The sequence below is a fragment of the Salinarimonas sp. genome (genome assembly GCF_046292825.1).
Taxonomy (GTDB): domain Bacteria; phylum Pseudomonadota; class Alphaproteobacteria; order Rhizobiales; family Beijerinckiaceae; genus Salinarimonas.
Map to the genome: position 1 here is coordinate 28,466 of NZ_JBKBQG010000035.1, position 16,024 is coordinate 44,489.

Genomic DNA, 16,024 nt, shown 5'->3' on the forward strand with positions numbered 1-16,024 from the left:
GTCGCCCGAAGGAGCCGATGACTGCCCTACACCCTTTCTTAGCCCCTTTGCGCCATTCCTCCATTGTGGGCTCCCCACCGGAGACACGCACGCGGCTCCCGTCTGCCGCGGCGACGCGAGGATGGATATGACCCGACCCCTGCCCGCCGAGACGGCCGAGGCGCACGAGATCGCGAGCCTGCCCGGGCTCGCTTTCGTGGTGCACGGCTCGCTCGCCGCGTGCGAGGCCGATTGGCGGCGCCTCGAGCGGCGCGCGTGCCCGAGCACGTTCCAGACCTTCGCCTGGGCGAGCGCCTGGGTCGCGGCTTTTGCCGACGAGGGCGTCGATCTGCGGATCGTCGTCGGCCGGCGCGCGGGCGAGCCGTGCCTGATCGTGCCGCTCGCGCTCGAGCGGCGTTTCGGCGCGCGCGTGCTCGGTTGGCTCGGTGGCTGCTGGAACGATTACAACGCCCCCCTCGTCGCCGCCGATCTCGCGCTCCCGGAGGGGCCCGCGGCGGTCGCGCGGCTTTGGCGGGAGATCGCGGCGCTCGCCGGGCCCGCCGATCTCGTCGAGCTCGCCAAGGAGGCGCCCAGCCTCGGCGGCGGGCGCACCAACGTGCTGCGCCACCCCACCTCGACGGCCGAGGACAACAGCGCCTTCGCGCTCGACCTGACGCCCGACATGGCGCACGGCCTGCGCTTCGGCGGTCGCACGCTGAGCGGCCTCGATCGCAAGTGGCGCAAGCTCGCGCGCGAGGGGGCGCTCGCGATCGAGCGATTGCCGCGCGGGCATGCGGCAGCGGAGGCGGTGCGGGCGATGCTCGACTGGAAGGAGCGCACGCTGCACGAGCGCGGCGCCTCCAATCCCTTCGCCGACCCCCGCAGCCGCACCTTCCTCGCGGGCTTCGCGCAGGACCCGCAGGCGCGCTCGCGCACCGTGGCGCTCTTCCTCGACGGGGAGCCGATCGCGGTGACCCTATGCCTCGAGGAGGAGGACGAGCTCCTCATCTACCAGACGGCCTACGACCGCCGCTTCGCGCGCGGCTCGCCCGGCGCTCAGCTCCTGAGCCATCTCATCCGAACGGCGGCGGCGGAGGGCCTGCGGCGCCTCGACTTCGCCTTCGGCGAGGACGGCTACAAGAACGAGATCTGCAATCGCCGGACCGTGCTCACCCGCGCGCTCGTGCCCTTGAGCCCGCTCGGCGGGCTCGTCGCGGCCGGCAGCCGCGCGCGCCTGTCGCTGCGCCGCGCGGTGAAGGGCAACGACCTCGTCTACCGCACGGCTCTGCGCGTCAGCCGCGCCCTGCGCAACGCGCGCGCCCCCGCCGCGCCGCCGCAGCCCGAGCGCGTCTGACGCCGCGGCGCCTTCATCTCGCCACCGCCCGCGGGCAACCTGCGAGGATGGAACCGATCGCGACCACGATTCTGGTCGACGGGCGCGCCGCGAGGGTCTTCTCGGCCGGGGAGGGTGGGGGAACGCCCGTCCTCCTCCTTCACGGCGGCTCGATCGACCATGCGCTTCTCTCCTGGGGCCCGGTGATCCCGCGCCTCGCCGAACGCCGCCGCGTCGTCGCACCGGACTGGCCGGGCTACGGGGGCAGCGAGGGTTTGGGGCGTCCCCACGGGGTCCACGATCTCGTCGTCTGGCTGCGCGGGCTCCTCGACGCGCTCGACATCGCCCGCGCGGACCTCGTCGGCATCTCCATGGGCGGGGCGGCGGCGCTCGGCAGCGCGCTCGCGACGCCCGAGCGCGTGCGCGGGCTCGTCCTCGTCGATGCCTACGGGCTCCAGTCCCGCATCGCGGCCCATCGCCTCGCTTACGTCGCGACGCGCGTCCCCGGTCTCGCGCGGCTCGCCTATGCCGCGATGCGGCGCAGCCGTCGGCTGACGCGCAGCGCCGTCGGGACCATGCTGCGCGACCGCCGCCGGCTCGACGACGCCCTCGTGGACGAGGCCTGGGCCGCCGTGCGGCTCGCCCATGCCGGCGAGGGCTTCCGCGCCTTCCTGCGCCACGAGGTGGGGCCGAGCGGGCTCGCGAGCTGCTACATCGGGCGCTTCGCGGAGGTCGCCGCGCCCACCCTCGTGATCCACGGGCGACACGATCACCTCGTGCCGCTCGCCTGCGCCGAGCGCGCCGCCCGGCGCATCCCGGATGCGCGCCTGCACGTCATGGAGACCGGCCATTGGCCGACGCGCGAGGATCCCGAGGGCATCGCGCGCTGCATCGAGGGCTTCCTCGCCGCGATCGACGGTCCGCGCACCGTTCAGGCGGGGTTCAGCCCCGAGGCGTCAGGCTGACCGCTCGAACCAGGAAGACCGGGGGCGGTTGTCGTGCGAGGAGCTCTTGCTTTTCGCACGTCCGAACGAGGAAGAAAGCCATGAAGAAAATCCTGTCCGCAATCGCGCGCCGCGTCCCCGTGATCGCGGCCGCGTGCCTGATCGGCGGGGCGGCCTATGCCTATCCGGCGGCGTCGACGACCGATCTCAACCTGCGCGCCGGGCCCGGCACGAATCACCGCGTCGTCGGCGGCATCCCCGCGGGCGGCGTCGTCGACGTCCGGACCTGCCACGGCAATTGGTGCCAGGTCACCTATCGCGGCCGCGTCGGCTGGGCGAGCGCGCGCTTCCTGACGACCCGCGTCGCGCACGCGCCGCGCCATCGCGTCCGCCCGGCGGCTCCGGTGGTGCCCGTCGTCCCTGTGGTGCCCTTCGCCCAGCCGGGCGTGAGCATCCAGCTCGGCTTCGGCACCGCGCCGCGTTATCACGAGCACCGCCGCTATCAGCCGCCGCGCCACCACCGCGTGCAGCGCGATCGTCATTGGCGCGATCGCCATTGGCGCGAGGGCCGTCGCCATTGGTGACGCGAGCGCGTCGCGCTTGACGCGAGCGGCGCTCGGGCGCACTTGCAGAGCGTGCCCGGCTCACCCGAGCCGGGCCGCTTCACGAGGCTCCCGGCGCGCATGAGCGGCTCCGCTAACGACCTCTTCGGCGAGACCCCTCGCGACCGCGAGGGCCCGGCACAAGGCGCAGACGCGCCGCGCCCGCTCGCCGACCGGCTGCGCCCGAGCCGCCTCGAGGAGGTGGTGGGGCAGGATCATCTCGTCGGCGAGAACGGCGCGCTCACGCGCCTGATCGCCTCGGGCTCGATCGGCTCGCTCGTCTTCTGGGGGCCGCCCGGCACGGGCAAGACCACGGTCGCGCGCCTCCTCGCCGGCACGACGAGCCTCGCCTTCGAGCAGATCTCTGCGATCTTCACCGGCGTCGCCGACCTGAAGAAGGTCTTCGAGGCGGCGCGGCTGCGACGCGCGAACGGGCGCGGCACGCTGCTCTTCGTCGACGAGATCCACCGCTTCAACCGCGCCCAGCTCGACGCCTTCCTGCCCGTGATGGAGGACGGCACCATCACGCTCGTCGGCGCGACGACCGAGAATCCGAGCTTCGAGCTCAACGCCGCGCTCCTCTCGCGCGCCCGCGTCCTCACCTTCCGTGCGCTCGACGAGGCGGCGATCGAGAAGCTGCTTTCCCGCGCCGAGGCGGTGACGGGGCAGGCGCTGCCCCTCGACGCGGGCGCGCGCGCCGCGCTCCTGCGCATGGCGGACGGGGACGGTCGCGCCGCGCTCACGCTGGCGGAGGAGATCTGGCGCGCCGCCCGGCCCGGCGAGGTGCTCGATGCGGGCGGCCTCGCGGAGATCGTGCAGCGCCGCGCGCCGATCTACGACAAGGCGCAGGAGGGGCACTACAATCTCATCTCCGCGCTCCACAAGACGATCCGCGGCTCGGATCCGGACGCCGCGCTCTACTATCTCGCCCGCATGCTCGATGCCGGCGAGGACCCGCTCTTCCTCGCGCGCCGGCTCGTGCGGATGGCGGTGGAGGATATCGGGCTCGCCGATCCGCAGGCGCTCGTCGTCGCCAACGCGGCGAAGGACGCCTACGATTTCCTCGGCAGCCCAGAGGGCGAGCTCGCGCTCGCGCAAGCCGCGGTCTATCTCGCGACCGCGCCGAAATCGAACGCGCTCTACGTCGCCTACAAGGCCTCCGCGCGCACGGCGAAGGAGCACGGCTCCCTGATGCCGCCCAAGGCCATCCTCAACGCGCCGACGAAGCTGATGCGCCAGGAGGGCTACGGCTCGGGCTACCGCTACGACCACGACGAGCCGGACGCCTTCTCGGGCCAGGATTACTGGCCCGAGGCGCTCGGCCGCCAGCGCTTCTACGAGCCCGTCGACCGCGGCTTCGAGCGCGAGGTGAGAAAGCGCCTCGACTGGTGGGAGCGCCTGCGCCGCGAGCGGCGAGGGGAGGGGGGCTGAGGCCTTCGGCCCCGTCGTTCCGGGGCGCGAACCAGCCCCGGAATAACGGGTCACGGGAGTCACGCAAACTCAAAGCGCGTCGCCCCGCAGGAGGCGGGGACCCTCCGGACCGGGCACGCCGGCCGCTTCCCGCACGAAGAAGCGCTTCGCGAAACCCATCCGGTCGACGAGGCCGAGCCCGACGTCGCGCAGGAGGCGCACCGGGGCGATGTCGTTCGAGAACAGCCGGTTGAGCCCGTCCGTCACGAGGCCCATCGCCAGCGTGTCGGCGCGGCGCGCGCGCTGGTAGCGGGCGAGGGCGTCGGCGCCGCCGGGATCCATGCCGAGCCGCACGCGCTCGACCACGATCTCCGCGAGCACGGCCGCGTCGCGAAGCCCGAGATTGACGCCCTGGCCGGCGATCGGATGGACGACGTGGGCGGCGTCGCCCGCGAGCGCGAGACGCTCGCCGACGAAGGCGCGCGCCATGCCGAACTCGAGCGGGAAGGCTTCGAGCGGGCTCTCGAGCGCGATCTCGCCGAGCTCGAGCCCGAACCGGCGCTCGATCTCCTCGATGAGATCCTCCGGGTGCAGCGCGAGGATGTGGGCGACATTCGCCCGCCGCTCGCTCCAGACGATCGATGAGCGGTGGCCGAGGCTGCCGCCCGGCGGCAGCGGCAGGATCGCGAAGGGGCCGGAGGGCAGGAAATGCTGGGTCGCGCGGCCCTCGTGGTCGCGAGCATGGCCGATCGTCGCGACGAGGCCCGATTGCGGGTAGGTCCAACCGGTCCAGCCGATGCCGGCGACCTCGCGCAGGCGCGAGCGCTTGCCGTCGGCGGCGATCGCGAGGGCGGCGTCGAGCCGCTCCCCGTCGGCGAGGCGCACGCGCATGGTGCCGTCCTCCGGCGTGGCGCGGCGCACGCCGATCGCGCGAAGTTCGACGCCGGCGGAAGCGCAGGCCTCGCGCAGCGCGCCCGCGAGCGCGGCGCTCTCGACCATGTGCGCGAAAGGCTCGCCCGGCTCGGCTTCCCCGCCGAATTCGAGGAAGACCGGCCGCACCGGATCGGCGAGGTGGCTGTCGGTGATCACCATCTCGCGCATGGGCTGCGCCCGATCGGCGATCTGCGCCCACACCCCGAGCGCCGAGAGCATGCGCCGCGAGGCCGCCGCGATCGCGTAGGCGCGCCGGTCGCTCGCGGGGTCCCGCGCGAGCGCCGGGTCGCAGACGACCACCTCGACCGCGCGGGCGCCGCCGCGGGCGATCGCGAGCGCCAGCGCGAGGCCGACGAGGCCGCCGCCCGCCACCACCACCCGCCAGGGCGTCGCGCCCGAAGGCCGAGCCGTTCCGTTCTCGCGCGCCATCACGCCACTCCTGTTCTTTCGTCCTCGAACCGCGCCGCGGGCTCGCCCGTTCCCCGCGAGCCCGGCCGATTTCTGCTACAGATGGCCGGACCCGCGAATCCCGAGGAGCTTCCTAGCACATGGCACGCGCCGTCGAAGAGCTGTTGTCGATCCTCGACCTCGAGCAGCTCGAGCACAATCTGTTCCGTGGCCGCAGCCCCCAGGTCGGCTGGCAGCGAGTCTTCGGCGGCCAGGTGATCGGCCAGGCGCTGATCGCCGCCTGCCGCACCGTCGAGGAGCCGCGCCGGCCCCACTCGCTCCACGCCTATTTCCTGCTCGGCGGCGACCCGAAGACGCCGATCATCTACGAGGTGGACCGCATCCGCGACGGGCGCTCCTTCGCGACGCGCCGCGTGGTCGCGATCCAGCACGGGCGCGCGATCTTCTCGATGTCGGCCTCCTTCCAGCACGACGAGCCGGGCCTCGACCACGCCGCGACCATGCCCGACGTGCCCGATCCCGAGACCCTGCCCGGCGAGGAGGAGATGCGCGCGCGCATCATGCCGATGATGCCGCCCGCCGCGCGCGCCTATTTCGAGCGCGAGCGCCCGATCGAGCTGCGCCCGGTCGAGCTCGAGCGCTACCTCCCCCGCGAGGCCGGCGCCGCACCGCTGCCGCCGCGCTTCCACGTCTGGATCCGCACGACGGGGCCGCTTCCGGACGATCCGGCCATCCATCGCTGCGTGCTCGCCTACGCCTCCGACATGACGCTGCTCGATTCCTCGCTCATTCCGCACGGGCGCACCGTCTTCCAGCGGTCGATCCAGGCCGCGAGCCTCGATCACGCGCTGTGGCTCCACCGCCCGTTCCGCGCCGACGAATGGCTCCTCTACGCGCAGGAGAGCCCCTCCGCCTCCGGCGCGCGCGGGTTTTCGCGCGGGCTGATCTTCACGCGCGACGGCCGCCTCGTCGCCTCGGTGGCCCAGGAGGGGCTCGTGCGCGACATCGGGGAGGAGGGCGGTCGCTAATCCAGGCCGAGGCATCCGCAATCCTGCGAAGCCGACGCGGCAGCCGCGCCGCGCTACCGTTCCATCCGCTAGACACACGCAAGAGGGCGGGTACGTGGACGGTGGAGTGGTCGCCAAGAGCGAGTTCGGGGCGCCGTCGAGCGCGCCGCCCGCGCGCGACCTGTGCACCGATTGCGGCATCTCGCGCTCGTCGGACCCGAAGCGCTGCGGGCGCGCCTGTCAGTTCATCAAGCCGGATTACCCCGCCCTCGAAGCGCAGGTGCACGGCCGCGCGCGCGACCCCGAGCGTCCGGACGAGCTGCATTTCGGCCCCTTCCGCCGCATGGTCCGCGCCTCCTTGAAGGCGCCGCGCGAGGGTGCGCAATGGACCGGGATCACGACGCGCATCGCCGAGCGGCTTCTCGAGACGAAGGCGGTCGAGGCCGTGCTGACGATGGCCCCCGATCCGGAGGATCGCTGGCGCCCCGTCCCCGTCCTCGTCACGGACGCGGCCGACCTCGCCGCCTGCCGCGGCATGCGGATGGGCTACGCGCCGCTGCTCTCCCTGCTCGAGCCCGCCCGCGCGCGCGGCATCACGCGGCTCGCCGTGATCGGCATCCCCTGCCAGGTCTACGCGCTGCGGGCGCTCGAGCGGGAGCTCGGCTTCGAGCGGCTTTACGTCATCGGCACGCCCTGCTCGGACAACACGACCACCGAGCGTTTCCACGAATTCCTCGCGCTCCTCGACGCGGCGCCGCAGACGATCTCCTATCTCGAGTTCCGCGCCGATTACCGGGTCGAGATCCGCCACGACGACGGGCGGGTGCGCACGATCCCGTTCCTGAAGCTTCCGATCTCCAAGCTCCCGGGCGATTTCTTCCCGCTCACCTGCCGCACCTGCGTCGACTACACGAACGTGCTCGCGGACGTGACGGTGGGCTATATGGGCGGGGAGGGGCAGCAATGGCTGATCGTGCGCAACGGGCGCGGCGAGGAGCTGGTCTCGCTCCTCGGCGAGGAGGTCGCGCTCTCCCAATGCGGGTCGAAGGGCAAGCGCCGCTCGGCGGTCGCGGGCTTCGTCGCCAACGTCGCGCGCGCGGCCGGCGGGCTCCCCTTGCGCGCGATGCCCGATTGGGCGCGTCCGATCGTGGCCTTCCTGCAACCCCGCATCGGCCCCCGCGGCCTCGAATTCGCCCGCGCCCGCGTCGAGATGAAGGCCGCCGAGACCGTGCTCCACCTGCGCCGCGCGAGGCGCAAGCGCATGCGCGCGATGATCCCCGCCCATGTCTGGCGCCTCGTCGCGCCCTACGGCCTCGCGCCCGAGGCGGGGGAGGGGGGCTCGGGCGGGGAGGGCCCGTGATCGGGCTCTGGGAATGCTATCAGGGGTGTCATCAAGTCAGTCGCGCCGGGTCAGTGCTCCACCGGTGTCATCCCCGGCCGGAGGTCGCTTGCGACCGGAGGGGAAGGGGACGAGAGCACGAGAATCGCTTGCGAAGCAAGCACTTGCTTGCGGCGACCAGCCGCCTGGTCGGCGGCGCGAGCGCTTGCTCCGCAAGCTTCTTCCTGTGCTGGGTCCCCTTCCCCTGCGCACGCTAAGCGTGCTCCGGCCGGGGATGACACGGGGGAGCTGCCCCGACGATGTCATCCCGGACGCCGAAGGCGATCCGGGACCCATACCCTCGACGGTTCGGTCGCAGCCTATAGGCTGCGTCCCGCCGAGGTTCGATGCTCCTCGGGAGTGAAGCGAGCGCGGCAAGCGCGCTCGGATCGTCGTCGAGGATATGGGTCCCGGGTCCGCTTCGCGGCCCGGGATGACACCATCACTGCATTCGCACACCTCACTCCGGCGCCACCGCCCCCGTGCGCTGCGTGATCAACCCGTAATGCTCCACCCGGCGGTGGCGGGCGAAGTCGAAGACCGTCTCCTTGCCGAAGCGGGTCGCGTCGAGGTCGCAATCGCGCACCAGGATGCCGTCGTCCTCGTGGGGGATCTCGCCCAGGATGACGCCGTCGGGGTCGACGATGCAGGTGCCGCCCATGAGGTGGTGCCCGTCCTCGGTGCCCGCCTTGGCCACCGCGACGACGAAGGTCGAGTTCTGGTAGGCGCCGGCCTGGACGGAGAGGCGGTGATGGAACATCCGCTGATCGTGCGCCTCGGCGCCCTTCTGCGAATTGACCGACGGCGTGTTGAAGCCGAGCAGCACCATCTCGACCCCCTGCAGCCCCAGCACGCGATAGGTCTCGGGCCAGCGGCGATCGTTGCAGATGCACATGCCGAAGACGCCGCCCATCGTGCGCCAGACGGGAAAACCGAGGTCTCCGGGCTCGAAATAGCGTTTTTCGAGATGCTGATGGGTGCGCTCGGGGTCGAATTCGTCGTGGCCGGGCAGGTGGATCTTGCGGTAGGTCCCGACGATCGCGCCCGCCTTGTCGACGAGGATCGCGGTGTTGAAGTGCCGCCCCTCGGGGGTCAACTCGGCATAGCCGAAGCTCATGCCCATCCCGTGCTCCCGCGCCCGCGCGAAGAGGGGGGCGGTGGCCTCGTTCGGCATCGCGCGCTCGAACCAGACGTCGGCCTCGGCCCGATCCTCGTGATACCAGCGCGGGAAGAAGGTGGTGAGCGCGAGCTCCGGGTAGACGACGAGGTCGGCGCCTTCGCGCGCGGCCTCGTCCATCAGCGCGATCATGCGCGCGACGACGGCCTCGCGCTTCTCGTCTCTCTGAATGGGCCCGAGCTGGGCTGCGGCGACGCGGATCTTGCGCATGGTCTCTCGTCTCTCGGTTGCAAATCCCTCCCCGTAGGGGAGGGCGGACTGGCGAGCGCGAGCGAGACAGGCCGGGTGGGGCACGGGTGGAGGTAATTCTGCGAACGTCGTGCCCCACCCGACCCCAGTCGCGTCGCTCCCGGGGCCACCCTCCCCTACGGGGAGGGATCACCCTCTCACATCACGGCCTCGATCAGAAACGGACCGCGCTCCGCATTCGCCTCGCGGATCGCGCGCATGAGATCGCGCGCGCAGGCGACGCGGCGGCCCGGCACACCCATGCCGCGGGCGAGGGCCACGAAATCGAGCTCGGGGCGGTCGAGATCGAGCATGTCGAGCGCGCTGCGGCCGGGATTGGCGCCGACCGCATACAGCTCCTGCTTGAGGATCTCGTAGGAGCGGTTGGCGAAGATCACGGTCGTCACGTCGAGCTTTTCGCGCGCCTGCGTCCAGAGCGCCTGGATCGTGTACATCGCCGAGCCGTCCGCCTGGAGCGCCAGCACCCGGCGGTCCGGGCAGGCGATCGCGGCTCCCGTGGCGAGCGGCGGGCCGATGCCGATCGCGCCGCCGGTGAGCGCGAGCCACGAGGTCGGCGGCGCGCCGGCGCAGGTGGGGTAGATCTGCCGGCCGGCGGTGATGCTCTCCTCGGTGATCACCGCGTTCTCGGGGATCGCATTGGCGATCGCCGCGGCGAGACTGTCGTGGGTGATCGCCCCCGCGCGGGGCTCCTCGGGCAGGGGAGCGTTTGCGATCGCGACCGGCTTGGCGCCGATCCGGTCGGCGAGCGCGGCGATCGCAGCCGGCCCGTCGCCGTCGAACCCCGCGAGGCGGATCTCCGCGCAGCCCTCCGGCAGGAGCAGGCTCGGTCGGCCGGGATAGGCGAAGAACGCCACCGGCGGCTGTGCCTCGATCAGGATCGCGTGGGAATAGGGCGCCAGCCGCTCGAGGGCGATCGCGATGGGATAGGGGATCTTCTCGATCGCGCCGCGACCGCGCCCGCGCTCGATGCGCCGGTTCGAGGTCGGCGCGAGGAGACCCGCGCCGGTTCGCGCGCAGATCGCATGAAGGGACGCGATCGCCTCCACGCTCTCCAGCACCGCGCCGCCCGCGATGATCAGCGTCCGCGCCCCGTCCCGCTCGAGCGCCGCGACCGCCGCCGACAGCGCGTCCGCGTCGAGCGCGGCCGGCGGGGCGGGCGCGATCGGTGCGGCGACGATCCCGCCCTCGTCCCAACCGAGATCGGCGGGGGCTATCAGCGTCGCGGCCCGTCCCGGCTTGCCCGTCGCGATCGCGAGCGCCTGCATCGCCTGCGCCGCGAAGCTCTCGGCGGAGCGCGCGGTGTCGACGTAGTCACTGAAGGGGGCGGCCGCGCCCGCGCAATCGGCGGTCAGCGGCGCGTCGTAGACGCGGTGGCGCACGGCGTGATCGCCGAGCAGCGTCAGCATGGGCGTGCGCGCCTTGCGGGCATTGTGCAGGTTCGCCCCGGCATTGGCGAAACCCGGCGCGAGGTGGAGCAGGCTCACCGCCGGCTTGCCCGCCATGCGCGCATAGCCGTCGGCCGCTCCGGTCACCACGCCCTCGAACAGGCCGAGCACGCAGCGCATCAGATTCGTGCGGTCGAGCGCATCGACGAATTGCATCTCGGAGGTGCCGGGATTGGCGAAGCAAACATCTATGCCGGCTTGGTGCAGGCTGCGGACGACGCTTTCGGCTCCGTTCATCGCGTTCTCCGGCGCGAGGACCGGGCCCGCGCGATTCGGTTTCATCGGCCGCCATTGTGGGACGATGCGCAGCCCCACGCCAACACCGGATGCCGCCCCTTCGGGATGGGGGAAACACGCAAAGGGGGAGGGGCGCGTGTCATCCCTCCCCGGAGGGGAGGGTGGACGCTCGAGCGTGAGCGAGAAAGGCCGGGCGCCACCTCTTCCGATGGGAGCCGCCGAGGCGGCACCAAGACGCGGCATCCTGCACGCCCCCCACCCCCGACCGCTCCCCAACGAAGCTCCCGAGTGCTCATATCGGCGGTCGTCCATGCGTTCGAAGAAAGCGATGCGGCCGCTGTCCTTCCCCTCAGGGGAAGGTGGCTCCGACCCCGAACAGGGGTCGGAGACGGATGGGGTTATTCGCTCCGAAGGAGCGAAGGGGCGTCGAGAGCCGCCGTACGTAAGGAGCTTTACGACAACGCCCCTTCGCCGCTTTCGCGGCGAATGACCCCATCCGACCCGTCGGCTTCGCCGCCGGGCCACCTTCCCCTGAGGGGAAGGACAGCGGCGGCGCCTCGTTGCGACAGCTCAAGGGGAGGGATGCGCCGCGATCGCGTGGAAGAACGTCCCGCTCACGCGGCCGACCCGGTGGCCGGCGGGGCCGAGATCGGCGCCTTCGGCATCCCGATGCGTGGCGAAGGCGTGTTCGCGGCTGTCGTCGCGCCAGGTGATCGCGGCATAGTGGAATTCGTGGCCGACGAGCCGCTCGCCCGCACGCCCGAGCGGCCCGTCTGCGAGGAGGGTCGCGACGCGGTAGCCCAAATTCATCCGGCGCTTGGCGAAACTCGTCTCTACCGGCAGGAGCCCGAGCATCGGGTGGACGATCCCGTCCGCATCCTCGATCGCGCGGCCGAGCGTCATATAGCCCCCGCATTCGCCGTGGACGGGCTTGTCCCGCGCGAAAGCGCGCGTGCCCGCACGGAAAACCTCGCAGGCGGAGAGCCGGCCCGCATGGAGCTCGGGATAGCCGCCCGGCAACCAGAGCGCGTCGCAACCCTCCGGCGGCTTTTCGTCGGCGAGCGGAGAGAAGGGCACGATCTCGGCGCCCGCCGCGCGCCAGCCGGCGATCACGTGCGGATAGACGAAGGAGAAGGCCGCGTCCTGCGCGAGCGCGATCCGCTGGCCCGGCGGCCGCAGGCGTGCCGCGGGCTCCGCCGAAGGCAGAACGGTCTCGCGCGCGGCCGCTATCACGGCATCGAGGTCGAGCCCGGCTTCCACCGTGTCCGCGAGGCGCTCGATGCGGGCCTCGAGATCGGCCGTCTCGCCCGCCTGGACGAGGCCGAGATGGCGCTCGGGCAGAGCGAGCTCCGCCTCGCGGGCGAGCGCGCCGAGCACCGGGATGCCGGTGCGCGACAGGCCGTCCTCCGCCAGCCGGCGATGGCGCGCGCTCGCGACCTTGTTGAGGATCACCCCCGCGATCGCGATCCGCTCGTCGAAGGCGCGGCAGCCGAGCGCGACCGCACCCGCCGATTGCGCATGGCCCGAGACGTCGAGGACGAGGAGCACCGGCCAGCCCATCAGAGCGGCGAGGTCGGCGCTCGCGCCGGTGCGCCCGCGCGGGCCGCGGATGCCGTCGAAGAGCCCCATCGAACCCTCCGCGATCACGATGTCCGCCCCCGCGACCGCCTCGCCGACCACGCTCGCGATGAGCCCGTCCGACATCGCGAAACTGTCCGCGTTGACGGAGGGCGCGCCGGTCGCGGCGGCGTGGAAGGCGGGGTCGATGTAATCGGGACCGGATTTCACGCCCCGCACCACGAGTCCGCGTCGCACCAGCGCCCGTTGCAGCCCGAGCGCGAGCGTCGTCTTGCCCGATCCCGAGCGCGGGGCGGCGACGAGGAGGCCGCGCGGCGCCCTCATGCGCTCGCCGCCTGCCGATAGGCGAGGAGGTGCTCGGCGAGCGCGGCGCGCACCCGCGCGATGGCGCCGATCGCGACGATGGCGGGCGAGGCGATGCGGCCGGCCTGCGCGAGCGCCGGCAGCTCGGCGAGCGACGCCTCGATGATCTCCTCGCGCGTGCTGGTGGCGGCGTGAACGACGAGCACGGGCGTCGTCGCGGCAAGCCCGCCTTCGATCAGCCCGGCCGCGATCGAGGGCAGCGTCGACACCGCCATGTAGAGCACGATCGGCGCGCCGGTGCGCGCGAGCGCCGCCCAATCGGTGCCCCCGGCGCCTTCCGCGGCATGGCCTGTCGCGAGGACGACGGCGTGGTTCGTGTCGCGCGTCGTCGCGGGCACGCCGTGGATCGCGAGCGCGGCGAGCCCACTCGAGACGCCGGGCACGATCCGGAAGCGGATGCCGGCCTGCGCCAACGCCAAAGCCTCCTCGCCGCCGCGGCCGAAGACGAAGGGATCGCCGCCTTTGAGCCGCACGACGCGCTTGCCCGCCCGCGCGAGCGCGATCAGCCGCTCGCAGATGTCGCGCTGGACGGCAGACGGCTTGCCGCCGCGCTTGCCCGCATACTCGAGCACCGCCCCCTCGCGCGCGAGCGCCAGCACGCCCTCGCCGATCAGCGCGTCGTGGACGACGACGTCCGCCTGCGCGAGCGCGTTCGCGGCATGGACCGTGAGGAGCCCCGGATCGCCGGGGCCGGCGCCGACGAGCCAGACGGTCCCCGGCTCGATCGCCGGCGTGAGACGTGACAGCGCGCTCATGCGGGCTCCCGATGATGAAATTGCGCGACACTCGGCGTATAGACACGGGAATGGACGAGGCAAGCCGCGATATCGACGAGAAACCCGCCCCGGCTCTGCGCCGCGGCTGGACGACCGGCAGCTGCGCGACCGCGGCCGCGCGGGCGGCCTATGGCGCGCTCGTCACGGGCGCCTTCGCCGATCCGGTCGAGATCGTCCTGCCGAACGGCGCGCGCGTCGCCTTCACCCTCGCCCGCGAGGAGATCGGTCCGGATTTCGCCCGGGCCGGCGTGGTCAAGGACGCGGGAGACGATCCCGACGTCACCCACGGCGCGCTCGTGATCGCCACCGTTCGGCGCGCGCCTCTCGGCGCCGGCATCGTCTTCGAGGCAGGGGAGGGGGTCGGCACGGTGACGCTCCCCGGCCTTCCGCTGCCCGTCGGCGAGCCCGCGATCAACCCGGTGCCGCGGCAGATGATCCGCGAGAATCTGGCCGAGGCCGCATCCATGCTTGGCGGGCCGCAGGATCTCGTCGTCGAGATCGCGATCCCCGGCGGGGAGGCGCTCGCCGAGCGCACCCTCAATCCGCGGCTCGGCATCGTCGGCGGCTTGTCCGTGCTCGGCACGACCGGGATCGTGGTGCCCTATTCCTGCGCGGCCTGGATCCACTCGATCCATCGCGGCATCGACGTCGCTCGCGCGGGCGGGATCGCGCATGTCGCGGGCGCGACGGGGGCGACCTCCGAGGCCGCCGTGCAGATGCTCTACGGGCTGCCGGACCAGGCGCTGATCGACATGGGCGATTTCTGCGGCGGCATGCTCAAGTATATCCGCAAGAACCCCGTCCAACGCGTGACGATCGCGGGCGGAATCGCCAAGATGACGAAGCTCGGCCAGGGCCTCCTCGATCTCCATTCCCGCGCGGGCGCCGTCGACAAGGACTGGCTCGCCGAGCGCCTCGCGGAAGCCGGCGCCGATGCCGCGACCGCCGAGGCCGCGCGCTCGGCGAACACCGCGCTCGCGGTGCTCGACGGCGCCAAGGCGGCGGGCCTCCCGCTCGGCGACGTCGTCGCCCGCCACGCCTGGGCGCATGCGGCCAAGGCCCTGCGCGGGGCGCAGGTCGCGCTCGAGATCGTGGTGTTCGACCGCGAGGGCCGCCTCGTCGGGCGCGCCCCATTCCATCCCGTCGCGTGATTTCATCGCTCGCCCTCCGGAATGGCGCGGGGGCGGAAGCGGCGGTCGTAGCCGGTCGAATAGAGCGCGCTGCGGGCCTCCCCCGCCCCCGCGAGCGCCGGGCCGACCAGGATGAGCGCCGTGCGCTCGAAGGCGCCGCCTGCTTCCTCGGCCAGCCGGGCGAGGGGCGCGCGCAAAACCGTCTCGTCCGGCCAGGAGGCGCGGTAGACGATCGCGGCGGGGCAATCGGCGCCGTAGAAGGGCACGAGTTCGGCGACCACCTCGCCGAGCTTGTGAATGGAGAGGTGGATCGCCAGCGTCGCGCCGGTCGCGGCGAAGGCGGCGAGCCGCTCGCGCTCGGGCATTTTGGAGGCGCGTCCGGGCGTGCGGGTGAGGACGACGCTCTGGGCGATCTCGGGCACGGTCAGCTCGCGTCCCAAAGCCGCCGCGGCGGCCGCGAAGGAGGGCACGCCGGGGGTCACCGTATAGGGGATTGCGAGCGCATCGAGCCGCGCGATCTGCTCGCCCATCGCGCTCCACACCGACAGATCGCCCGAATGCAGCCGCGCGACGTCCTCGCCGCGGGCGGTCGCGCCGATCATCTCCTCGAGGATGGCGTCGAGATCGAGCGGGGCCGTGTCGACGATCCGCGCGCCGGGCGGGCACCAGGAGAGGATTTCAGGCGGGACGATCGAGCCGGCATAGAGGCAGACGGGGCATGCTTCGACGAGCGTGCGCCCCCGCACCGTGATCAGATCCGCCGCCCCGGGCCCCGCGCCGATGAAATGGATCGTCATGGGAAGCCCCCGCGAAATCCCTCCCCGGAGGGGAGGGTGGCCCCCGGAGCGTCAGCGACAGGGGTCGGGTGGGGCCCGAGGTTTGAAGCAAATCCTCCACCCGGGCCCCGCCCGGCCTTTCTCGCTCCGCTCGAAAGTCCACCCTCCCCTCCGGGGAGGGAGGGGCGCGAGCATCCCTCCCCGGAGGGGAGGGTGGCCCCTGGAGCGTCAGCGACAGGGGTCGGGTGGGGCCCGAGGTTTGAAGCAAATCCTCCACCCGGGCCCCGCCCGGCCTTTCT

13 protein-coding genes are annotated in these 16,024 nt (G+C 72.6%); 7 read left to right on the top strand and 6 right to left on the bottom strand.

What is annotated here, in order from left to right:
- The first annotated feature begins 127 nt into the window (after positions 1 to 127).
- The 4 genes from ACK4UM_RS15520 (at position 128) to ACK4UM_RS15535 (ending at position 4,289) form a co-directional block, all read left to right on the top strand.
- Positions 128 to 1,333 carry a GNAT family N-acetyltransferase gene (locus ACK4UM_RS15520; protein ID WP_409800789.1) on the top strand — a complete coding sequence of 402 codons (1,206 nt, stop codon included), beginning with the start codon at positions 128 to 130 and terminating at the stop codon, positions 1,331 to 1,333.
- Between the two features lie 47 nt (positions 1,334 to 1,380).
- Entirely contained in the window at positions 1,381 to 2,277 is an 897-nt protein-coding gene (locus ACK4UM_RS15525) for an alpha/beta fold hydrolase (RefSeq protein ID WP_409800791.1), read from the top strand.
- Positions 2,278 to 2,357: 80 nt separating this feature from the next.
- Entirely contained in the window at positions 2,358 to 2,840 is a 483-nt protein-coding gene (locus ACK4UM_RS15530) for an SH3 domain-containing protein (RefSeq protein WP_409800793.1), read from the top strand.
- 99 nt (positions 2,841 to 2,939) lie between these two features.
- Entirely contained in the window at positions 2,940 to 4,289 is a 1,350-nt protein-coding gene (locus ACK4UM_RS15535; RefSeq protein WP_409800795.1) for a replication-associated recombination protein A, read from the top strand.
- Between the two features lie 69 nt (positions 4,290 to 4,358).
- Here the strand turns inward: ACK4UM_RS15535 and ACK4UM_RS15540 are convergent, their stop codons facing one another.
- The gene (locus ACK4UM_RS15540; protein WP_409800797.1) at positions 4,359 to 5,630 is read right to left on the bottom strand and encodes an FAD-dependent monooxygenase; all 1,272 of its coding nucleotides are present in this window, start codon (positions 5,628 to 5,630) and stop codon (positions 4,359 to 4,361) included.
- 119 nt (positions 5,631 to 5,749) lie between these two features.
- On the opposite strand from ACK4UM_RS15540, the gene tesB reads away from it, so the two are divergent.
- Positions 5,750 to 6,637 carry an acyl-CoA thioesterase II gene (tesB, locus tag ACK4UM_RS15545; protein ID WP_409800799.1) on the top strand — a complete coding sequence of 296 codons (888 nt, stop codon included), beginning with the start codon at positions 5,750 to 5,752 and terminating at the stop codon, positions 6,635 to 6,637.
- 94 nt (positions 6,638 to 6,731) lie between these two features.
- On the top strand, positions 6,732 to 7,976 hold the full coding sequence (locus ACK4UM_RS15550; RefSeq protein WP_409800800.1) for a Coenzyme F420 hydrogenase/dehydrogenase, beta subunit C-terminal domain: 1,245 nt from the start codon (positions 6,732 to 6,734) through the stop codon (positions 7,974 to 7,976).
- A 478-nt stretch (positions 7,977 to 8,454) separates the two neighbouring features.
- Here ACK4UM_RS15550 and ACK4UM_RS15555 read toward each other — a convergent pair whose 3' ends face one another.
- From ACK4UM_RS15555 to cobA, 4 genes are all read right to left on the bottom strand, one after another.
- Positions 8,455 to 9,381, bottom strand: a complete 927-nt coding sequence (locus ACK4UM_RS15555; RefSeq protein WP_409800802.1) for an N-carbamoyl-D-amino-acid hydrolase — start codon at positions 9,379 to 9,381, stop codon at positions 8,455 to 8,457.
- 176 nt (positions 9,382 to 9,557) lie between these two features.
- Positions 9,558 to 11,102 carry an acetolactate synthase large subunit gene (locus ACK4UM_RS15560; RefSeq protein ID WP_409800804.1) on the bottom strand — a complete coding sequence of 515 codons (1,545 nt, stop codon included), beginning with the start codon at positions 11,100 to 11,102 and terminating at the stop codon, positions 9,558 to 9,560.
- A gap of 570 nt (positions 11,103 to 11,672) precedes the next feature.
- Complete coding sequence (locus ACK4UM_RS15565; RefSeq protein WP_409800806.1) at positions 11,673 to 13,004, bottom strand: cobyrinate a,c-diamide synthase; 1,332 nt, start codon at positions 13,002 to 13,004, stop codon at positions 11,673 to 11,675.
- On the bottom strand, positions 13,001 to 13,798 hold the full coding sequence (cobA, locus tag ACK4UM_RS15570) for a uroporphyrinogen-III C-methyltransferase (RefSeq protein ID WP_409800808.1): 798 nt from the start codon (positions 13,796 to 13,798) through the stop codon (positions 13,001 to 13,003). Before cobA ends, ACK4UM_RS15565 begins: the two co-directional genes overlap by 4 nt.
- Before the next feature lie 50 nt (positions 13,799 to 13,848).
- Here cobA and ACK4UM_RS15575 point away from each other — a divergent pair, with 50 nt between their 5' ends.
- The gene (locus ACK4UM_RS15575; RefSeq protein WP_409800810.1) at positions 13,849 to 14,970 is read left to right on the top strand and encodes a cobalt-precorrin-5B (C(1))-methyltransferase; all 1,122 of its coding nucleotides are present in this window, start codon (positions 13,849 to 13,851) and stop codon (positions 14,968 to 14,970) included.
- A gap of 2 nt (positions 14,971 to 14,972) precedes the next feature.
- On the opposite strand, the gene cobM is transcribed toward ACK4UM_RS15575, so the two are convergent.
- A complete protein-coding gene (cobM, locus tag ACK4UM_RS15580) occupies positions 14,973 to 15,746 on the bottom strand; it encodes a precorrin-4 C(11)-methyltransferase (RefSeq protein WP_409800812.1) in 774 nt (257 codons plus the stop codon).
- Positions 15,747 to 16,024: the final 278 nt, after the last annotated feature.

Bases quoted from the DNA above. Each gene is read 5' to 3' on its own strand.
- ACK4UM_RS15530 (WP_409800793.1), top strand. From the start codon at position 2,358: ATGAAGAAAATCCTGTCCGCAATCGCGCGCCGCGTCCCCGTGATCGCG.
- ACK4UM_RS15525 (WP_409800791.1), top strand. From the start codon at position 1,381: ATGGAACCGATCGCGACCACGATTCTGGTCGACGGGCGCGCCGCGAGG.
- tesB (WP_409800799.1), top strand. From the start codon at position 5,750: ATGGCACGCGCCGTCGAAGAGCTGTTGTCGATCCTCGACCTCGAGCAG.
- cobM (WP_409800812.1), bottom strand. From the start codon at position 15,746: ATGACGATCCATTTCATCGGCGCGGGGCCCGGGGCGGCGGATCTGATC.
- ACK4UM_RS15535 (WP_409800795.1), top strand. From the start codon at position 2,940: ATGAGCGGCTCCGCTAACGACCTCTTCGGCGAGACCCCTCGCGACCGC.
- ACK4UM_RS15520 (WP_409800789.1), top strand. From the start codon at position 128: ATGACCCGACCCCTGCCCGCCGAGACGGCCGAGGCGCACGAGATCGCG.
- ACK4UM_RS15575 (WP_409800810.1), top strand. From the start codon at position 13,849: ATGGACGAGGCAAGCCGCGATATCGACGAGAAACCCGCCCCGGCTCTG.
- cobA (WP_409800808.1), bottom strand. From the start codon at position 13,798: ATGAGCGCGCTGTCACGTCTCACGCCGGCGATCGAGCCGGGGACCGTC.
- ACK4UM_RS15560 (WP_409800804.1), bottom strand. From the start codon at position 11,102: ATGAACGGAGCCGAAAGCGTCGTCCGCAGCCTGCACCAAGCCGGCATA.
- ACK4UM_RS15540 (WP_409800797.1), bottom strand. From the start codon at position 5,630: ATGGCGCGCGAGAACGGAACGGCTCGGCCTTCGGGCGCGACGCCCTGG.
- ACK4UM_RS15565 (WP_409800806.1), bottom strand. From the start codon at position 13,004: ATGAGGGCGCCGCGCGGCCTCCTCGTCGCCGCCCCGCGCTCGGGATCG.
- ACK4UM_RS15555 (WP_409800802.1), bottom strand. From the start codon at position 9,381: ATGCGCAAGATCCGCGTCGCCGCAGCCCAGCTCGGGCCCATTCAGAGA.